The sequence below is a fragment of the Geobacillus lituanicus genome, assembly GCF_050994965.1.
Taxonomy (GTDB): Bacteria; Bacillota; Bacilli; order Bacillales; family Anoxybacillaceae; genus Geobacillus; species Geobacillus stearothermophilus.
Window position 1 is genome coordinate 3199769 of record NZ_CP194773.1, and the last position, 18056, is coordinate 3217824.

The window sequence follows — 18056 nt, forward strand, 5'->3', positions numbered from 1 at the left end:
CATAGAAAACCGCGAGCGTTTCCCCTCCATTGCGATCCAATCTTCCCACGCAGCCCTATATCAATCATACTCGTTCGTGCCGTCTTCGATGGCGTCGCTCAATCGCGCCGAAAACTCCTCAGCAGCGTTGACCCCGAGCCGCTTCAGACGGAAATTCATCGCCGCCACTTCGACGATGACCGCCAAGTTGCGCCCTGGGCGGACCGGAATCGTCAATTTCGGCAATTCCGTGTCCAAAATTTTCACTTTCTCTTCTTCCAACCCAAGCCGGTCGTACTGTTTGTCCGGGTCCCACAACTCCAAATCGATGACGAGCGAAATGCGCTTATGCGTCCGCACCGCCCCGGCGCCGAACAGCGTCATCATGTTGATGATGCCAAGTCCGCGAATTTCGAGCAAATGTTCAATCAACTCGGGCGCGCTGCCGACGAGCGTATCTTCATCTTCTTGGCGGATTTCCACACAGTCGTCGGCGACCAACCGATGGCCGCGTTTGACGAGCTCCAGCGCCGTTTCGCTTTTACCGACGCCGCTTTTGCCGGTGATCAACACCCCGACGCCGTACACATCGACCAACACCCCGTGCACCGCGGTCGTGGGGGCGAGCTTGCTTTCCAAATAGTTCGTCAACCGGCTGGACAGGCGGGTCGTTTTCATCGTCGAGCGCATCACGGGCACCGACTGGCGCTCCGACGCTTCGATCAACTCCGGCGGCACCTCCAGTCCGCGCGAGACGATGATGCCTGGCGTAATGTCCGTGCAAAGCCGCTCCATCCGCGACTTTTTTTCTTCCGGCGTCAACGTTTCATAAAACGACAGTTCCGTCCGCCCGAGCAGCTGCAGGCGCTCCGCCGGGTAATAGGCGAAATAGCCGGCCATTTCAATCCCCGGCCGCGACAAGTCGCCCGTCGTAATCGGGCGGTAAATGCCTTCCGCGCCGCTCACAAGCTCGAGCTGGAACTGTTCGATGATGTCTTTCGTCCGCACTTTCGGCATACGCAGCCTTTCTCTCCTTTCCTCATCTTTTTTCATTGTAGCACGTTTCGTTTCGCCATTGAAGAAAACATTCCGCAGAAAACAAAACAAGGACGGTTCCCCCGTCCCGATCAAGCCAAACACATCAAACCGAAACGATCTTCACCGCATCGTTTCTCCCATTGCAACCCCTTGCCGCATTCGCCATCTTTTCACACGATCACGGAAAACCATGGCGCCACCGGCCTTCCAATGGATCACGCCCCGTTACGACCGGTTGCGGAGCGGCTCGATCACCGCTTTTTGCACAAGCAAATGGAAAAACGACAAGACGATCGACGCAAGCAGCGCCGTGCCAAAGCCGCCGATTTGAAACGCATCGCCCATCAGCCCTGCAGTCATCATGAGCGTGATGGCGTTAATGACAAACAAAAACAAACCGAGCGTCAACACGGTCACCGGCAGCGTCAACAAGATGAGCACCGGGCGAACGACGGCGTTGAGCACCGCCAAAATCACGCTCGCCAAAAACGCCGCGCCGATGCCGCTGAAGTGAATATCGTCAAAATAGCCGTCAATCGCCATGAGCAACACCGTATTGATCAACACACCGATCAGCCAATTGAGCATCCCATCACCATCTTTATTCGAGTCTCGCGCCCGCCCGGCCACACCTTGTTACAGTCCCAAAGAAACGGGGCCACGGCATTCACCGGCAAACGGGCGCTTTCTCTTATTTTAACACTTGAATCCCTTTTATGACATTCCAAACAATGACAACAAGATTCACCGCCCCAGCAACGAGGAACCCAAGCCAGACGAGCCCGCCGCCAAAAAGAAGCGATTCCTCGCCCCAATGGCCGAACAGCACCGGCGACGCGGCCAACGCAATGAACAAGAGGATCGTAACGGCCGGAATCAAATGCGACACGAGCGACCGCTTCGCATGGCGTTTGACTTCAAGATCTTCGACAACAAAATAGACGACAATCGGCAAAATGAACGGCGCAAAAAAGACGCTGAAATAACAAAGCGCGGATAACACTTTGTTCGTCGACAATCGGCAATCCCCTTTCCAAGTTTCCTTTACCTGTATATACGACGGCTTCTGGGAAAAGTTTCCTGACAACGGCAAAAAAAGGCGGCGGCCGCCGGTGTCCCAAGCGGCGGACAAAGCCGCAAAGGCCTTTACGCCTTCGCCGCTTCATATTGCGCCTGCATGCGCGCCCGGTCGCGTTCGAGAATCGGTTTTAAGTAGCGGCCGGTGTGCGATGCCTCGACCTCGGCCACCTCTTCCGGCGTGCCGACGGCCACGATTTGCCCGCCGCGGTCGCCGCCCTCTGGACCTAAATCAATAATATAGTCCGCGGTTTTGATGACGTCCAAATTATGCTCGATGACCAGCACGGTATCACCGTTGTCGACGAGCCGATGGAGCACGTCAAGCAGCCGGGCGATGTCATCGACATGAAGCCCGGTCGTCGGCTCGTCCAAAATGTAGAGCGTCCGGCCGTTGGAGCGGCGGTGAAGCTCAGCGGCGAGCTTGACGCGCTGCGCCTCGCCGCCGGAGAGCGTTGTCGCCGGCTGACCGAGCTTCATATACCCAAGCCCGACGTCATAGAGCGTCTCGAGCTTGCGTTTGATTTTCGGGATCGAGGCGAAAAAGTCGAGCGCATCTTCGACCGTCATGTCCAAGACATCGGCGATGTTTTTCCCTTTATACGTCACCTCAAGCGTTTCACGATTGTACCGTTTGCCGTGGCACACTTCGCACGGGACGTACACGTCCGGCAAAAAGTGCATCTCAATTTTGATGATCCCATCGCCATGGCACGCCTCGCAGCGCCCGCCTTTGACATTGAAGCTGAACCGCCCTTTTTTGTAGCCGCGCACTTTCGCTTCGTTCGTTGAGGCAAACACGTCGCGGATGTCGTCAAACACCCCGGTGTACGTCGCCGGGTTCGACCGTGGCGTGCGGCCGATCGGCGACTGGTCGATGTCAATCACTTTGTCGAGATGCTCCAGCCCGCGGATGTCGCGATGCTCGCCCGGCTTGGCTTTCGCCCGGTTGAGCTTTTGCGCCAGCGCCTTATACAACACTTCGTTGACAAGCGTGCTTTTGCCCGAGCCCGACACCCCGGTGACAGCAACAAACGTGCCGAGCGGGATGTTCACCGATACGTTTTTCAAGTTATGCTCGCGCGCGCCGACCACCTCAAGCCAACGTCCGTCCGGACGGCGACGCTCGGCCGGAATCGGGATGAATTTTTTTCCTGACAAATACTGGCCGGTGAGCGAGTTCGGATTGTCCATCACCTCTTCCGGCGTGCCGGCGGCGACGACCTCGCCGCCGTGAATGCCTGCCCCCGGGCCGATGTCAATCAAATAGTCCGCGGCTAGCATCGTATCCTCGTCGTGCTCCACGACAATGAGCGTATTGCCGAGGTCGCGCATGCTTTTCAACGTCGCGATCAAGCGATCGTTGTCGCGCTGATGAAGCCCGATCGACGGCTCGTCGAGGACGTACAGCACCCCCGTCAGCCGCGAGCCGATTTGCGTCGCCAAGCGGATGCGCTGCGCCTCGCCGCCGGAGAGCGTGCCGGCTGAACGGCTGAGCGTCAAATAGTCGAGGCCGACGTTTTGCAAAAAGCCGAGCCGGTCGCGAATTTCACGCAAAATAAGGCGGGCGATTTGCGCCTCTTTTTCGGTCAGTTCGAGCCCGTCAAAAAAGGCGAGCGCCTCGGTCACCGACATGGCGGTTACCTCGCCGATATGCTTGCCGCCGACAAGGACGGCCAGGCTTTCTTTTTTCAGCCGGTAGCCTTGGCATGTCGGACACGGTTGTTCCGCCATATACTTTTCCATCTGCTCGCGAATGTAATCGGAGCTTGTCTCCCGGTAGCGGCGCTCGATGTTGCGAACGACGCCTTCAAATGCGATGTATTGTTCACGCACTTGGCCAAAATCGTTCGTATAGCGGAAATAAATCGGCTCACCGCCGCTGCCGTACAAAATTTTCGCGAGCTGCTCTTTCGGCAACTCCTTCACCGGCACGTCCATCGGGATGCCGTAGTGGCGGCACACAGCTTCGAGCAGCTGCGGGTAGTATTGCGAGCTTTGCGGCTCCCACGGAGCGATGGCGTGTTCTTTTAATGTCAGCTCATCGTTCGGGATGACCAAATCGAGATCCACTTCGAGCTTCACCCCGAGCCCGTCGCAGTCCGGGCAGGCGCCGAACGGACTGTTGAACGAAAAGAGGCGCGGTTCAAGCTCCCCGATCGAAAAGCCGCAGTACGGACAAGCGTGCTTTTCGCTGAACAAGAGCTCCCCCTCGCCGATCACGTCAACGACCACTTTGCCGTCGGCGAGCTTCAGCGCCGTCTCCAACGAATCGGCAAGCCTTGATGCGATGCCGTCCTTGATGACAATCCGGTCGACGACGACATCAATCGAATGTTTTTTGTTTTTTTCAAGCTCAATGTCCTCCGTCAACTCGCGCATCTCACCGTCAATGCGAACGCGCACATACCCTTGTTTGCGAATATCCTCCAATGTCTTGGCGTGCGTCCCTTTTTTTCCCGAGACGATCGGCGCCAAAATTTGCATTTTCGTCCGCTCTGGATAAGCAAGCAGCCGGTCGACCATTTGCTCGATCGTCTGCGATTCGATTTCAATGCCGTGCGTCGGGCAAATGGGGCGGCCGATGCGGGCGAATAGAAGCCGCAAGTAATCGTAAATTTCTGTCACCGTGCCGACGGTTGAGCGCGGGTTGCGGCTCGTCGTTTTTTGATCGATCGAAATGGCCGGCGACAAGCCTTCAATCGCATCGACGTCCGGTTTTTCCATCTGCCCTAAAAACTGGCGAGCGTACGCCGACAGCGATTCGACGTAGCGTCGCTGACCTTCCGCGTAAATCGTATCAAACGCCAGCGACGACTTCCCCGACCCGGACAGCCCGGTCAAGACGACGAGCTTGCCGCGCGGGATTTCAACGTCAATGTTTTTCAAGTTGTGGGCGCGCGCCCCTTTGACAATGATTTTCTCCATTCCGTTCACCCGGCCATCATCCTTCCGCTTTCAATTCGAAAATGACGTCGCGCAGCTGGGCGGCCCGCTCGAAGTCGAGCGCTTTGGCCGCCTCTTTCATCTCCGCCTCGAGCGTTCGAATCAGCTCTTCCCGCTCTTGTTTCGTCATCGCTGCCGCCGGCTTCGCCTCGTACATCTCCGTCTCTTCCGCCGCATACGTCGCGCGGATGACGTCGCGAATCTCCTTTTTCACCGTGCGCGGCACGATGCCGTGCTTTCGGTTGTACTCTTCTTGAATCGCGCGGCGCCGCTTCGTCTCTTGAATAGCGATTTCCATCGATTTCGTCACTGTATCGGCGTACATGATCACATGGCCGTTCGCGTTGCGCGCCGCCCGGCCGATCGTCTGGATGAGCGAGCGCTCCGAACGCAAAAACCCTTCTTTGTCGGCGTCCAAAATGGCGACAAGCGACACTTCCGGAATGTCCAATCCTTCCCGCAGCAAGTTGATGCCGACCAGTACATCGTATTTGCCGAGCCGCAAATCGCGGATGATTTCAATGCGCTCGAGCGTCTTAATTTCCGAATGCAAATACGCCACCTTGATCCCCGCTTCTTTTAAATAATCGGTCAAATCCTCCGCCATTTTTTTCGTCAGCGTCGTCACGAGCGTCCGTTCATTCCGCTCGACGCGCTCATGAATTTCGCCGATCAAATCGTCGATTTGTCCTTTTGTCGGACGGACGTCGATCGTTGGGTCAAGAAGCCCGGTCGGGCGAATGATTTGTTCGACAACGCCCGGGCTGTGCTCGAGCTCGTACGGCCCCGGCGTCGCCGAGACGTAAATAATTTGATGGATTTTTTGCTCGAACTCTTCAAACGTGAGCGGTCGGTTGTCGAGCGCCGACGGCAGACGGAAGCCGTGGTCGACGAGCACTTGCTTGCGCGCCCGGTCGCCGTTGTACATGCCGCGCAGCTGCGGCAAGGTGACGTGTGACTCATCGACGATAATCAAAAAATCGTCCGGAAAATAGTCAAGCAATGTATACGGCGTCGATCCCGGCGGCCGCAGCGCCAAATGGCGCGAGTAGTTTTCGATGCCGGAACAAAAGCCCATCTCGCGCATCATTTCCAAATCATAGCGCGTCCGTTGCTCCAGCCGCTGCGCCTCCAACAGCTTTCCTTGGGCACGCAGTTCGGCGAGCCGCTCCTCAAGCTCTTGTTCGATGTTTTGAATGGCGAGCCGCATTTTCTCCTCGCGCGTGACGAAGTGCGACGCCGGGAAAATGGCGACATGCTCGCGCTCGCCGAGCACTTCGCCCGTCAAGGCGTCCACCTCGCGGATGCGCTCGATTTCATCGCCAAAAAATTCGACGCGAATGCAATGTTCATCGCGCGACGCGGGGAAAATTTCGACCACATCGCCGCGGACGCGGAACGTGCCGCGCCGAAAGTCGATATCATTGCGGTCGTATTGGATGTCAACGAGCCGCCGCAGCAGCACGTTGCGCTCGATTTCCATCCCCACGCGCAATGAAACGACGAGCTCGCGGTATTCTTCCGGCGACCCTAAGCCGTAAATGCATGAGACGCTGGCCACGATGATGACATCCCGGCGCTCAAACAACGCCGACGTTGCCGAGTGCCGCAATTTATCGATTTCATCGTTGATTTTCGCATCTTTTTCAATGTACGTATCCGTCTGCGGCACGTACGCTTCCGGCTGATAATAATCGTAATAGCTGACAAAATATTCGACGGCGTTGTGTGGGAAAAATTCTTTCAGCTCGCTGTACAATTGACCGGCGAGCGTTTTGTTGTGGGCGATGACAAGCGTCGGCTTGTTGACTTGGGCGATCACGTTCGAGATCGTAAACGTTTTGCCCGTCCCCGTCGCCCCAAGGAGCGTTTGATGTTTCACACCCCGCTGCAAGCCGTCCACAAGCTTGGCGATCGCCTGCGGCTGATCGCCTTGCGGTTCGTACGGCGACACTAATTGAAAACGGCCCTCCACCGTTTCGCCTCCTTCTTCAATCCATCTTTCCCCATTGTATCATATCCTCTGCGCAGATGCACAAAAAATGCGAACTGGTATTCGTTCCAACCTGCACAGCGATTTCCATTCCGTCAGGCCGCTTCCAGCTGCATAGATAAAAAAGCGGACCGCTGCAGATGGGTCCGCTTCTCTGTCATTTCTTTAAGTTGTCCAACATTCGCCCCGCCAACAGAAAACCGGCAATCGTCGAGGCGATGTCGGCGACGATTTCGTGCAGCTCGTCCGTATACCCTTTCGCATACGAGGCGACAAGCAAGGCAACGGTCAACAACAACGCAATGTAACGGTTGTACGTCACCCGCGCAAACAGCAGCAACAAAAGGCACGGGATGATAAGGGCCGCGAGAAACCACATACGTCTAGTCTCCTTTACGACACAGCTTCGGACGCCGAAGCGCCTCGTTGATGAACGAACAGCAGACCAAGTTCGTGGTGGCCGTCTTCATACACCGCTCCTTGAACGAAGCGGATCTCGCCGTTATGGCTGATGACTTCCAGCTTGCAAAACGCGCGGTTGCGCTGGAGCGCCTCGTAAAACTCGGCCTCAGTCTGCACTGGAACGCCGTTCGCTTTTACAATCACTTCACCAATGCTTAACCCCATTTGTTCCGCTTTGGAATTCGGGAGCACCCCGACGATCACCACGCCTTGCGGATGGCGGGCAAACCGGGGCGGGCGGGCGCGGTCGGCGCGGTGACCGGAAAAGGCAATCCACTCCCGCCCAATGATGGCTGCAGCTCCTGCGGCAGCCCCTAGCAACGGATGCCATAATCCGAAGACGGCCAGCACGGCGACAAGCCAAGCGAGGCGAAGCACGCGCCGCCCTTCTTCACGAGCTGCTTCCGCCGGCAGCACGTGCTGCCGGCGCTGCGAAAAGCCGAGAAGAAACGGCACAAGCCAAAACGAATAGCCGTCCCCAGCTGGAATGAGCGGCCACCACGAAACCGACGGCAACGCGCCGTCGGATATCGGCAGCACGACCGGCACAAACCAAAACCGTTGCGTCCACTGCATGCCGACAATCATTCCACGTTTGCTTCTCGCAAGCTGCGGCGAGGCCGCCCCATTTCGCGAGCGGAGAATCAGCCATCCTTCCGCCAACAGCAACAACACAAGCAGGGCGGCAAGCGCCCCTCCATCCGCCGCGCCGTCTGACAACAGATGAGCGGCAAGTCCGCTTGACCCCGCCAAGCCGAGCAAGACGAGCGCTCCGCCCACTGTATAAGCCGGTGAAAGGAGGCGCGCCTCCATCGTCAGGCCAAGCAGGATCGTCAACCCCGTCACCGCCCACACCGCATCCGGCGGCAACGCGAGCCCGATGCCGGACGCAATGACAGACAGCACAGCGCCCGCAACCCATCCCCACGTCCAAAGCCCACGCCATTCTTGCCCCAGCCGATAGACGCGCACATGAAAATCGCGGCGCTCCCGCTTCACCCGCCGCCAGCCGGCACCCCAGGCCAACAGCAGGCCGTAATACAAGAGCGGCTGCCGCCACACATCGGCGACGCCTTCCAACCATTCCAATCCCCAAGTTGCCATCCGCCTTTCCCCTCACTTCGTTCCCCATTCTTTATCTTCTATTCTACCAAATGACTGGGACAAATCCCATGCCTGCCGCCATCTTTTTTGCCTGAATGGCGAATTTGCGCTGTTTTCCACTTTCTTTGCCGAATGGACACTAGTTTTGTCGCCCGGGCAGGATTTCTTATGCCAATGAAAAAAGGGATATAGAAGAAGACAAAAAAGGAGGAGTGGAACGATGGAGTTAAAAACACCCGACGTTGCCGCCCGTCTCGGAGTGTCGCCAAAAACGATCCAGCGCTGGGTGCGGAAATACAACATTCCGCTGCAAAAAAATGAAGCCGGCCACTACTTGTTTGACGAAAAAACGATCGCCCTGCTTGAGCGGGTCAAATTTGAACAAGGCGCCGCGCTGGAAACGCAGCCGAAAGCAGAACCGAAAACACCGCCGGCCCCTAGCCGTCCTTCAACATCGCCGCCGAACGTTCCTATTCATGCCCTGTTTCAAGAATATGTCGGACCGGAAATCAGCCGCGTCTCCCTGCGCCTTGATCAACTCGAGCAGCAACTGGAACAAAAAGCGGATGACGTCGTTTCCGTTCAATTGCTGCACCACCGACGGGAGATGGAAGAAATCACCGCCCGCCTGACCGCCTTGGAACAGCTCGTCGCCCGTCTCGAGCAACAGCTGAATCACCAGCCGCCCGCCCCGCACAATCCGTCCGAAGAACCGAAGCGGAAACGGCGCGGCCTCGGGCGGGTGATGAACTTGTTTGTCTAACCGTGCAAAGGCACAATCAGCCCCACCAAACAGGCAACGAGTTTATCGTGCGCTCTGCCTTAGGCAGGGCGTTTTTTCTGCCCTTCCTTATGATCCGTCCTTTTCCTTCTCTTCACTGCTTCTTTACTCTTTTTTCATTCTTTTTTAATCATCGTTCTTTATAATGTCCCGTGTTGCCAATGCTACGCCTGTCCAAAAAGGGGGAGCAACAAGTGAAACAGATTGAACGCAGGGCCATCGCCCAATACAACGGGTTTTATACGCTCGATACGTACAACAATTTTTACCCGTTATCGTATAAGCGGAAGTTCCGCCGCATCATTGCCAAAGAATTAGACAAAAGCCCCGTGCTGAAAGACTATTTCGACCATTGGGGCAACCGCGTCTATTTGTTTTCGGCAGAGCTCGGGAAACATTACATGTTCACGAAACGCTCGCATAAGGTCATCCGTCATTTCGAGATCGACACAAAGGCGTTCAAACAGCTTGGCGGCAAGTACATTTTTTCCTCCGTTCCGATCGAAAACGCCCGCGACATCCATCTCCGCTTCTTGCGGGCGTTCACTGATCGACAGTCAGTCTGGAAAATTTATGTGTACGAAGTGGAGTGAAAGGGAGGCAAGAAACATGGTGGACAAACCATTGTTAGCCATCGTCGTCCCCTGCTACAACGAAGAAGAAGTGCTGCCAGAAACGGCCCGGCGGCTGACCGCTTTGCTTGAGCAGCTGCCGCTTCCATCAGAAAAGGAGAAAACACCAGCCCATTTGTAGGAAGCCAGCGATAGTCCACAGGCAAATCAGTCACAAAGAAAAGGGTGCCTCTGCGTTGTCAGAGGCACCCTTTTCTCTTTACTCGTCATCATTGGCTCGCTCGCGACGGAAACAACACGCCAAGCGCTTTTTTCAACTGCACATCATGCTTCGGATCGCGGACGGCTTCCATGATTTTCGTTTGCAACACATCCGCCGTCGTCTCATCGATTCGCCCCGTAACCGGGAGCTGATTCGCTTTTTGGAACGCTTGGACGGCTTGCTCGGTGTCTTTGCTGAAGTAGCCGTCCGTGCGGCCCGGGTTGAAGCCAAGCCCTTTGAGCATTTTTTGCGCATTGGCGATTTGCTCGTCGTTCATGTCATACTGAAGCGGTTTTTCGACATGAAGCGGAGCGACGTGGAAATAATCCGGCTGCGCCACCGCGACATCCGGCTTGATCCCTTTTTTATGGATCCAATGCCCGTCTGGCGTCAGCCATTTGTACAGCGTCAATTTGATGTTGCTGCCGTCGCCCATCGGAATCGCCTGCTGCACCGTCCCTTTGCCGAACGTTGCCTCGCCGACCAGCTTGTAGCCGCCCGCTTCTTTCATCGCTCCGGCCAAAATCTCTGACGCCGATGCGCTTCCTTTGTCGATGAGCACGACGATCGGGTATGGCTTTTTCGCCGTTAAATCGGAATAAAACTTTTGCCGATCGCCATCGCGTTCTTCAATTTGCACATATGGTTTGCCTTTCGGGATGAGTTGCTTCAAAATTTCCTCAACGCTTTGCAAATAGCCGCCCGGGTTGCCGCGCACATCGATGATCAAGCCATCAATATGTTCGGCCTCAAGCTTCGCCAATTTCTTTTTAAAATCGGCGGCTGTGTTTTCCGAAAACGACGTAATTTGCAAATAGCCCGCCTTTTTGCCGTTGTATGTTTTGATCGAGTCATACACCGTCTGAATCGGAATTTTGTCGCGGACGACTTTGACTTTCATCACGTTTTTGACGCCCGGGCGCAAAATGTCAAGCTCCACTGTCGTCCCTTTTTTGCCGCGGATTTTCAGCACCGCTTCATACAAGTCAAGCCCCTCTAGGCTTTCCCCGTTCACTCGCAAAATTTGGTCGTTCGGCTTCAGCCCCGCTTTTTCCGCCGGCGAGTTTTTGATCGGAGCCACGATCGTCACCTTGCCGTCGATCATGCTCACTTCGGCGCCGATTCCTTCAAACGACGAGTCGAGCGACTCGTTGAACTGCTCCGTCGTTTCCGCATCCATGTAGACGGAATACGGATCATCGAGCGTGTCGATCATCCCTTGAATGGCGCCTTCCGTTAATGTTTCTTCATCCACTTTTTCCACATACCGGTTTTTAATGAGTTCGTACGCCTGGCGGATTTTTTTCATTTCGTCATGATCGCTGGCCGTCTTGGACAGTTCCTCAGAAATGGCCTCCGGCATCGGCCCGTCTTCTGCTCCGCCAGCCAGCTGCAAACCGGCATACGTCCCGCCGGCCCCGATGAGCATTGAGATGGCCATGAGTGCGGCCGTTGTCGTTTTCTTCACGTTGTTTCCTCCTCACCCTAAACCTGCCCTTTCCATTGCCTGCAACGGAAGGGAAAGGGGGTCTCTTCGTTCTCCTTCGGCGAAACAAGCGGATGCCTCTGACGCCAATGAGAAAAGGAAAAGCACCGCCCAAACGCCGTGCCATGCCTTTATCTCCATCATATGTTAGGCTTGTACCGAGTATGCTCATTCGTTGTCTATCCTTTACTAGTTTACACGCTGCGTTTTGATTTCTCAACTCATACGGGCGCGGAAAAAAGAGGCACCCCCCGCCATTTTGGCGAACGATGCCTCTTTTTGATTCGTCTTCTTAGCCGCATCCGAAGTGGCCGTCAAACGAATGAACCGCACAAAAACGAAATGCTCTTACTCCTCTTTGGGCAAATCAATGAGCATGAACTGCGCTCCTTCGTTCGTCACCAAGCGAAGCGCCGGCGTGTCCGTAATACGGGCCGCATCGCGCCGTTCGAGATGGGCCTCGCCGTTTAACGCCAAATCCCCCTCAATGACAAAGACAAAGATGTTCCGCCCTTCCGGCTGGGTAAACGTCAGCTCATGCCCGGCTTCCAAATCGGAAAGATAAACAGTGTACTAAGGTACAGAGTCAAGGGGGGATGTGGTGCAGCCAAACCATTTTCCTTGATGTCCAATCAATCAAAAAAATACGCAACTTGTCCGCCTCATAGACAGACAAGTTGCGCAATGCCACCTACCATTCGAAATTAGAAAGGAATATAGTCAAGCGGATCGACCGCATTCGTTTTTCCTTGGTTCCAGCCGCCGCGGTGCAGTTCAAAATGAAGGTGCGGACCGGTCGAATTCCCAGTATTACCCATATAACCGATAACTTGCCCTTTGCGGACGTGCTGCCCTTCGCCAACAAGACGCGCTTCTAAATGAGCATACACGGTCATATAGGTTTGCCCATTAATCACATGACTGATGAAAATGACGTTGCCATAGCTGCTAGAATAATAGGACCGGAACACGATGCCATCTGCGGCCGCCACAACGGGAACGACAGCAGCCCGCTTGCCGATGTCGACTCCCGGATGGAAGTCCGTGCCGCCAAACCGGTAGCCAAAGCCCGAGGTGATCGGCCCGTTGGCTGGACGGGTGAAGGCCCCGCTCGACACAGGCGGTGTGCTGCCGCCCGATGGCGTTTCTCCTGATGACGCTCCTCCACCGTTTGGCGAGGCATATGTACGTCCTCTCTGTTTCGCTTCTTCTTCGGCCCGTTTTTGCCGCTCAAGTTCGGCAAGCTGTTGTTTCACTGCCGCTTCTTGTTTGGCGATCAGTTCTTTTTCTTCTTCAAGCGCCATCTTATGATCATGCTCTTCTTCCTCTTTTTGCTTCAAATCGGCCATCAGGCGATTTTTTTGTTCGAGCTGGCCAGCCAGTTCGGCCTGCAGCTGCTTCAATTCTTGCAAATCCGCTTGCAGCTTGTTCCGCTTCTCCGTCAATTCGGCTTCCTTTTTCTCTTTTAACGTTTTATCAGCTTCCTGCTCGCGGATGATTTGTTGGTCCGCTTCCATGATCGTCGTCACGGCACTCATCCGGTCAATGAAGTCGCTGAAGCTTTGCGCGCCGAGCAACACTTCCAAGTAGCTGATCGCTCCGCCGCTTTCCTGCAAGGAACGAAGCCGCTCCTTCAAAATTTCATTCCGCTTTTCAATCCGTTCTTGAATTTCGGCAATCTCTTGTTTCAGTGTCTCGATCGCCTGCTCGGTTTCATCAATATCTTTGCTGACGTTGCGGATTTTGCCGCTCGTTTCGTCAATCGCCACGTTGAGTTTTTGAATGTCATTGGCAACTTGGCGCTGTTGCGAGCGAAGCGATTCGATCGTTTTTTGCGCCTCATTGATTTTTTGCTCGACATCGGACCGCTTCGAACGCAGCGAATCCATTTCATCCCGCTTCTGCTCGATGTCGCGCGTACTGACGGCGTTCGCTGCCGGCGGGAGAATGCCCAGCCCAAGCGCCCCGGCAACAGCGAGCGCCAACATGCGTTTCTTTTTCATCTTTCCCCTCTCCCTTTCTATCATTTATACTTTTAAAAACTTGCGCACAGACATAACGCTTCCCCAAATGCCGATGCCCGCGCCAATCGCCAGCAGCAGTGCGCTTAACTGCCACATAAACGGCGAAAACGGAAGAAGTTCAAAAAACGGCAAGGAAACCCACTGTTCATACACCTGATACACGTTGTAGTACACGATCGAAAGCGCCGCGATCGGGAAGAGAGCGCCGAGCATTCCAAGCCATAGCCCTTCCAAAAAGAACGGCCAGCGGATAAACCCGTTCGTCGCGCCCACGAGCCGCATAATTTCAATCTCGCGGCGGCGGGCGAAAATCGTAATTTTGATCGTGTTGGAAATGAGAAACATCGCCGTAAACAACAATCCGAGAATGAGCACGAGCCCGACGTTGCGCGCCACTTTCAGCGCGTCAAACAGCTTCTCGACCGTCCCTTGGCCATAATTGACTTTATGAACGAACGGCAATGTTTCGATTTGTTTGGCGATTTTCACTGTATCTTGCGGATGGGTCGCTTTCACGACGTATACATCGCTTAGTGGGTTGTCCTGTTCAAATAAGCGGAACGACGAGCCTTCGTCCCCCATGCTTTTGATCAGCCGCTTCAGCTCTTCGTCCTTTGATGAATAGCGCACTTCCTTGACGTTTGGAATGGCTTCAATTTGCCGGCGCAAAGCGTTTTTTTGCTGGTTGTCGGCCGTCAGCTCGATATGGACGCGAATTTCGACATCGTTTTCGACTTTCTGGGCAAAATGGTTGATGTTGAACATGACGACAAAAAAGACACCGACAAGCAACAGCGTCACCGTGACGGCGCTCGCGGACGCAAACGTCATCCAACCGTTGCGGCCAAGGCTTTTCATGCTCTCCCGAACGTGGCGCTTGAACGTATTAAGCGTCATAACCGTATTCCCCCTTCGCCTCGTCACGGACAATTTTTCCGTTTTCGATGGCGATGACGCGCCGCCGGGTCGCGTTGACGATCTCTTTGTTGTGGGTCGCCATCACAATTGTTGTGCCCCGGTCGTTGATTTTCTCAAACAACTCCATAATGCCCCATGACGTTTCTGGATCCAAGTTCCCTGTTGGTTCATCGGCAATGACGATTTTGGGGGAATTGACAATCGAGCGGGCAATCGAAACGCGCTGCTGTTCGCCCCCGGACAGTTCGTTCGGGTAAGAGCGGACTTTATGTTTGAGGCCGACTAAGTCGAGTACTTCCATCACTTTTTGGCGGATCGCTTTCGGCGATTCTTCAATGACTTCCAACGCAAACGCCACATTTTCATAGACATTGAGCTTCGGAAGCAGCTTGAAATCTTGAAACACAACGCCGATGTTGCGGCGCAGCAACGGGACTTTGCTGTCTTTGATTTTAGCGAGGTTCACGCCATTGACGATGATTTTGCCGCTCGTCGGCTTTTCCTCGCGGTACATCATCTTAATAAACGTCGACTTCCCAGCTCCGCTGGGTCCAACGACATAGACGAATTCTCCTTGCTTGATGCGAACGTTGATGCCGTTTAGCGCCACAACGCCGTTTGGATACGTTTTGTATACATCTTGCATTTCAATCATCATCATCACCTATTTTCGACTTTCCTGTTGCCATTTCTCGAGCTGTTTCGAATGAATCCTGCAAAATTCCGCAGGGATTATTATAACACGATTTTCTATTGTCGAATTTTACATTTATATTTCAAATGGGGAACAATGGAGAAACTAGGACAAAAGATTCAAAAAAGCAAACACCGCCCTGTTCTTAAGCGAACAAGGCGGTGCACCTTCCTTGAATGAAACGATCTTTTCCTTTCAAAGAGTCAGAAACATCCGTCCATTATTTTTTCGCAGCCAGCCATTCCGCCACTTTGTCGGCGTCTTCCCCTTTAATGATTCCTGCCGGCATCGCGCCGCGGCCGTTGGCGATAATGTCTTTAATCTGATCTTTCGAATACTTGCTTCCAACCTTTTGCAAGTTCGGGCCGACCCCGCCCGACAAGTCTTGTCCATGACAGGACGCACAGTTTTGTTTATAAATTTGCTCGGCGGACGCGGCGGTATCCCCTCCACCATTGTTGCCGTTGTTGTTCCCAGCGTTGTCCCCGCCACCGCCGCACGCGGCAAGCGCGAGCGAAACGCCAAGGAACATCGCAGCCAACTTCCACTTCATGGCGAACTCCCCCCCAGAAAACAAAAATTTCATTCTCTTTTATTATAACCGATTTTTTCCGTTTTATGTACGTTGAAATCCCTCTCCAAGCACTTCGACGGCGTTGGCCACGACGACAAACGCTGTCGGATCAATGGTTCGGACCAATTGTTTCAATTTCGTGAACTCGGATTGCGCGACGACGCACATCAACACCGGCCGTTCGTGTTCGGTGTAACCACCGTACGCCGGCAGCCGCGTCACCCCGCGATCGATTTCGTGCAAAATGGCGCGGCGCACTTTTTCCTCTTCATTGGTAATAATCAAGGCAATTTTCGAATAGCCAAGCCCGACTTGGACGAGGTCGATCGTTTTGCTCGTCACATACAAGGCGATCAGCGCGTAGAGCGCTCGCTCAATGTCAAAGACAAACGCCGCGGTCAACACGATCAAGCCGTCAATCAAAATCACACACATGCCGAGCGACAGCCCGGTATATTTATGGATGATTTGCGCCGCCAAATCGGTGCCACCCGTCGAAGCGCGGCCGCGAAATACAATGCCAAGGCCGAGCCCGACACCGATACCGCCAAAGATCGCGCCAAGAAGCGGATTCGTCGTCGCCGGCTCCATCCCTTTCGTCATGTAGACGACCAACGGCAAAAACACCGTCCCGACAAACGTCTTGACGCCAAACTGCCGGCCTAGCAGCACAACGCCAGCGATAAAGAGCGGAATGTTGAGCGCCCATTGGACGTAGGCAGGCTCAATGCCAAACAGCGCGTGCATAATCGTGCTCACGCCGCTTACCCCGCCCGAGGCGATCCGATTCGGCAGCAAAAACACGTTAAACGCCACCGCGACAACTGCCGCGCCGATCAGAACATACGCATACTCCAAAGCCGCCTCCACCGCCGGAGGCATGGTCTTCTCTCTTCGCTTCCGCATGCTTCCCCACCTTCCTCTGTGAGTATAGCATGCCCGTTTTGGCAAGTAAATGACAGCCGGTTAACGCGATAATGGTCTGCTATGCTAAAGGAAAAAAGGACGATCCGATGATCGCCCTTTACTTCAACTTCGCACGCAAATACGCGTCAATAAACACATCAATTTCCCCATCCATCACCGCTTGCACGTTGCCGACCTCAACGTTCGTCCGATGGTCTTTGACAAGCGAATACGGATGGAAGACGTACGAACGAATTTGGTTGCCCCAGCCGATTTCTTTTTGCTCGCCGCGCAGCTCAGCGAGTTCGGCCTGCTGTTCCTCGAGTTTCTTTTGGTACAACTTCGCCTTCAACATGTTCATTGCTTTTTCGCGGTTTTTAATTTGCGACCGCTCCGACTGACACGTCACGACAATGCCAGTCGGCAAGTGAGTGATGCGCACGGCCGAGTCGGTCGTGTTGACGTGCTGCCCGCCCGCGCCGCTCGAGCGGTACGTGTCGATTTTCAGCTCTTCCGGCCGGATCTCAATTTCAATGTTATCATCCATCTCCGGCACGACTTCGCACGAGACGAACGACGTATGGCGGCGGCCCGAGGCATCAAACGGGGAGATGCGCACAAGGCGGTGCACCCCTTTTTCCGCTTTTAAGTAGCCGTAAGCGTTATGCCCTTTAATGAGCAGCGTGACGCTTTTAATCCCGGCTTCCTCACCCGGGAGGTAATCGAGCGTCTCGACTTTGAACCCTTTTTTCTCCGCCCAGCGCGTGTACATGCGCAACAACATCGACGCCCAGTCTTGCGACTCCGTGCCGCCCGCGCCCGGGTGGAGCTCCAAAATAGCGTTGTTTTGATCGTACGGCTCATTGAGCAGCAGCTGCAACTCAAACTCGCTGAAGTCTTTTGTCAGCTTTTTCGCTTCCTCGACCAGCTCAGCTTGGAGCTCGTCATCCGGCTCCTCCTTGAGCAATTCGTACGTCACTTCCAAGTTGTCAAACCGTTCTTCCAGTGAAGAAAATTCCTCGACGAGATCTTTAAGCGCATTCGCTTCCGAAATAACCGCCTGCGCCGCCTTTTGATCATCCCAAAAGTTGGGCGCGGCCATTTGCTCCTCTAATTCGCGAATGCGCGCCTGCTTCGCTTCGAGGTCAAAGAGACCCCCTAATTTCCGCTAATCGCTTAGCCATTTTCTCAAGCTCTTGCTTAATTTCCACCAAATCGATCATGTTGTCCTCACCTCATC

15 protein-coding genes and 3 pseudogenes are annotated in these 18056 nt (G+C 54.6%); 3 read left to right on the forward strand and 15 right to left on the reverse strand.

Translation table 11 applies throughout. The annotated features are described in order from the left end of the window. Positions 1-60: 60 nt before the first annotated feature. The 7 genes from hprK to ACR1UW_RS16460 all read right to left on the reverse strand — a co-directional run bounded on the left by hprK (position 61) and on the right by ACR1UW_RS16460 (position 8599). Positions 61-996: an HPr(Ser) kinase/phosphatase gene (gene hprK, locus ACR1UW_RS16430; RefSeq protein ID WP_498934123.1), complete on the reverse strand. Its 936-nt coding sequence runs from the start codon at positions 994-996 to the stop codon at positions 61-63. 246 nt (positions 997-1242) lie between these two features. Further along, complete coding sequence (locus ACR1UW_RS16435) at positions 1243-1605, reverse strand: phage holin family protein (RefSeq protein ID WP_023633682.1); 363 nt, start codon at positions 1603-1605, stop codon at positions 1243-1245. A 103-nt stretch (positions 1606-1708) separates the two neighbouring features. Then, a complete protein-coding gene (locus tag ACR1UW_RS16440) occupies positions 1709-2035 on the reverse strand; it encodes a magnetosome magnetite crystal formation protein family (RefSeq protein WP_011232554.1) in 327 nt (108 codons plus the stop codon). 128 nt (positions 2036-2163) lie between these two features. Further along, positions 2164-5022 carry an excinuclease ABC subunit UvrA gene (gene uvrA, locus ACR1UW_RS16445; RefSeq protein ID WP_498935342.1) on the reverse strand — a complete coding sequence of 953 codons (2859 nt, stop codon included), beginning with the start codon at positions 5020-5022 and terminating at the stop codon, positions 2164-2166. A 16-nt stretch (positions 5023-5038) separates the two neighbouring features. Then, positions 5039-7015, reverse strand: a complete 1977-nt coding sequence (uvrB, locus tag ACR1UW_RS16450) for an excinuclease ABC subunit UvrB (RefSeq protein ID WP_049626232.1) — start codon at positions 7013-7015, stop codon at positions 5039-5041. Between the two features lie 175 nt (positions 7016-7190). Continuing rightward, positions 7191-7412, reverse strand: a complete 222-nt coding sequence (locus tag ACR1UW_RS16455) for a CsbA family protein (RefSeq protein WP_033012047.1) — start codon at positions 7410-7412, stop codon at positions 7191-7193. A gap of 14 nt (positions 7413-7426) precedes the next feature. Beyond that, positions 7427-8599: a PDZ domain-containing protein gene (locus ACR1UW_RS16460; protein WP_100664243.1), complete on the reverse strand. Its 1173-nt coding sequence runs from the start codon at positions 8597-8599 to the stop codon at positions 7427-7429. Between the two features lie 220 nt (positions 8600-8819). On the opposite strand from ACR1UW_RS16460, the gene ACR1UW_RS16465 reads away from it, so the two are divergent. From ACR1UW_RS16465 to ACR1UW_RS16475, 3 genes and pseudogenes are all read left to right on the forward strand, one after another. Beyond that, positions 8820-9362, forward strand: coding sequence for a MerR family transcriptional regulator (locus ACR1UW_RS16465; protein ID WP_033012045.1), 543 nt, complete (start codon positions 8820-8822; stop codon positions 9360-9362). A 233-nt stretch (positions 9363-9595) separates the two neighbouring features. Next, positions 9596-9973, forward strand: a pseudogene (locus ACR1UW_RS16470) (DUF6044 family protein); the annotation flags it as partial. A gap of 16 nt (positions 9974-9989) precedes the next feature. After that, a pseudogene (locus tag ACR1UW_RS16475) lies at positions 9990-10091 on the forward strand (glycosyltransferase); the annotation flags it as partial. 130 nt (positions 10092-10221) lie between these two features. On the opposite strand, the gene ACR1UW_RS16480 reads toward ACR1UW_RS16475, so the two are convergent. From ACR1UW_RS16480 to prfB, 8 genes and pseudogenes are all read right to left on the reverse strand, one after another. Continuing rightward, a complete protein-coding gene (locus ACR1UW_RS16480) occupies positions 10222-11682 on the reverse strand; it encodes a S41 family peptidase (RefSeq protein ID WP_498934125.1) in 1461 nt (486 codons plus the stop codon). A gap of 366 nt (positions 11683-12048) precedes the next feature. After that, positions 12049-12270: pseudogene (locus ACR1UW_RS16485) on the reverse strand (pirin family protein); the annotation flags it as partial. A gap of 134 nt (positions 12271-12404) precedes the next feature. After that, positions 12405-13703 carry a murein hydrolase activator EnvC family protein gene (locus ACR1UW_RS16490; protein WP_498934126.1) on the reverse strand — a complete coding sequence of 433 codons (1299 nt, stop codon included), beginning with the start codon at positions 13701-13703 and terminating at the stop codon, positions 12405-12407. A 24-nt stretch (positions 13704-13727) separates the two neighbouring features. Beyond that, complete coding sequence (ftsX, locus tag ACR1UW_RS16495; RefSeq protein WP_498934128.1) at positions 13728-14621, reverse strand: permease-like cell division protein FtsX; 894 nt, start codon at positions 14619-14621, stop codon at positions 13728-13730. Continuing rightward, positions 14611-15297 (reverse strand): cell division ATP-binding protein FtsE, encoded by a 687-nt coding sequence (ftsE, locus tag ACR1UW_RS16500; protein WP_237420845.1) that lies wholly within the window; start codon positions 15295-15297, stop codon positions 14611-14613. The genes ftsX and ftsE overlap by 11 nt, the downstream gene beginning before the upstream one ends. Positions 15298-15556: 259 nt before the next feature. Further along, entirely contained in the window at positions 15557-15889 is a 333-nt protein-coding gene (gene cccB / locus ACR1UW_RS16505) for a cytochrome c551 (protein ID WP_498934130.1), read from the reverse strand. A gap of 63 nt (positions 15890-15952) precedes the next feature. After that, positions 15953-16816, reverse strand: a complete 864-nt coding sequence (locus ACR1UW_RS16510) for a YitT family protein (protein WP_498934132.1) — start codon at positions 16814-16816, stop codon at positions 15953-15955. A 118-nt stretch (positions 16817-16934) separates the two neighbouring features. Further along, a protein-coding gene (prfB, locus tag ACR1UW_RS16515; RefSeq protein WP_145956593.1) for a peptide chain release factor 2 occupies positions 16935-18039 on the reverse strand; the annotation gives its coding sequence in 2 pieces (ribosomal slippage) (positions 16935-17963 and positions 17965-18039; 1104 coding nt in all). Positions 18040-18056: the final 17 nt, after the last annotated feature.

What these genes read in the sequence shown, in the direction of transcription:
- ACR1UW_RS16490 (WP_498934126.1), bottom strand. Translation starts at nt 13,703, where the DNA reads ATGAAAAAGAAACGCATGTTGGCGCTCGCTGTTGCCGGGGCGCTTGGG.
- ACR1UW_RS16455 (WP_033012047.1), bottom strand. Translation starts at nt 7,412, where the DNA reads ATGTGGTTTCTCGCGGCCCTTATCATCCCGTGCCTTTTGTTGCTGCTG.
- ACR1UW_RS16465 (WP_033012045.1), top strand. Translation starts at nt 8,820, where the DNA reads ATGGAGTTAAAAACACCCGACGTTGCCGCCCGTCTCGGAGTGTCGCCA.
- ACR1UW_RS16460 (WP_100664243.1), bottom strand. Translation starts at nt 8,599, where the DNA reads ATGGCAACTTGGGGATTGGAATGGTTGGAAGGCGTCGCCGATGTGTGG.
- ACR1UW_RS16435 (WP_023633682.1), bottom strand. Translation starts at nt 1,605, where the DNA reads ATGCTCAATTGGCTGATCGGTGTGTTGATCAATACGGTGTTGCTCATG.
- ftsE (WP_237420845.1), bottom strand. Translation starts at nt 15,297, where the DNA reads ATGATTGAAATGCAAGATGTATACAAAACGTATCCAAACGGCGTTGTG.
- ACR1UW_RS16510 (WP_498934132.1), bottom strand. Translation starts at nt 16,816, where the DNA reads ATGCGGAAGCGAAGAGAGAAGACCATGCCTCCGGCGGTGGAGGCGGCT.
- hprK (WP_498934123.1), bottom strand. Translation starts at nt 996, where the DNA reads ATGCCGAAAGTGCGGACGAAAGACATCATCGAACAGTTCCAGCTCGAG.
- ftsX (WP_498934128.1), bottom strand. Translation starts at nt 14,621, where the DNA reads ATGACGCTTAATACGTTCAAGCGCCACGTTCGGGAGAGCATGAAAAGC.
- uvrA (WP_498935342.1), bottom strand. Translation starts at nt 5,022, where the DNA reads ATGGAGAAAATCATTGTCAAAGGGGCGCGCGCCCACAACTTGAAAAAC.
- cccB (WP_498934130.1), bottom strand. Translation starts at nt 15,889, where the DNA reads ATGAAGTGGAAGTTGGCTGCGATGTTCCTTGGCGTTTCGCTCGCGCTT.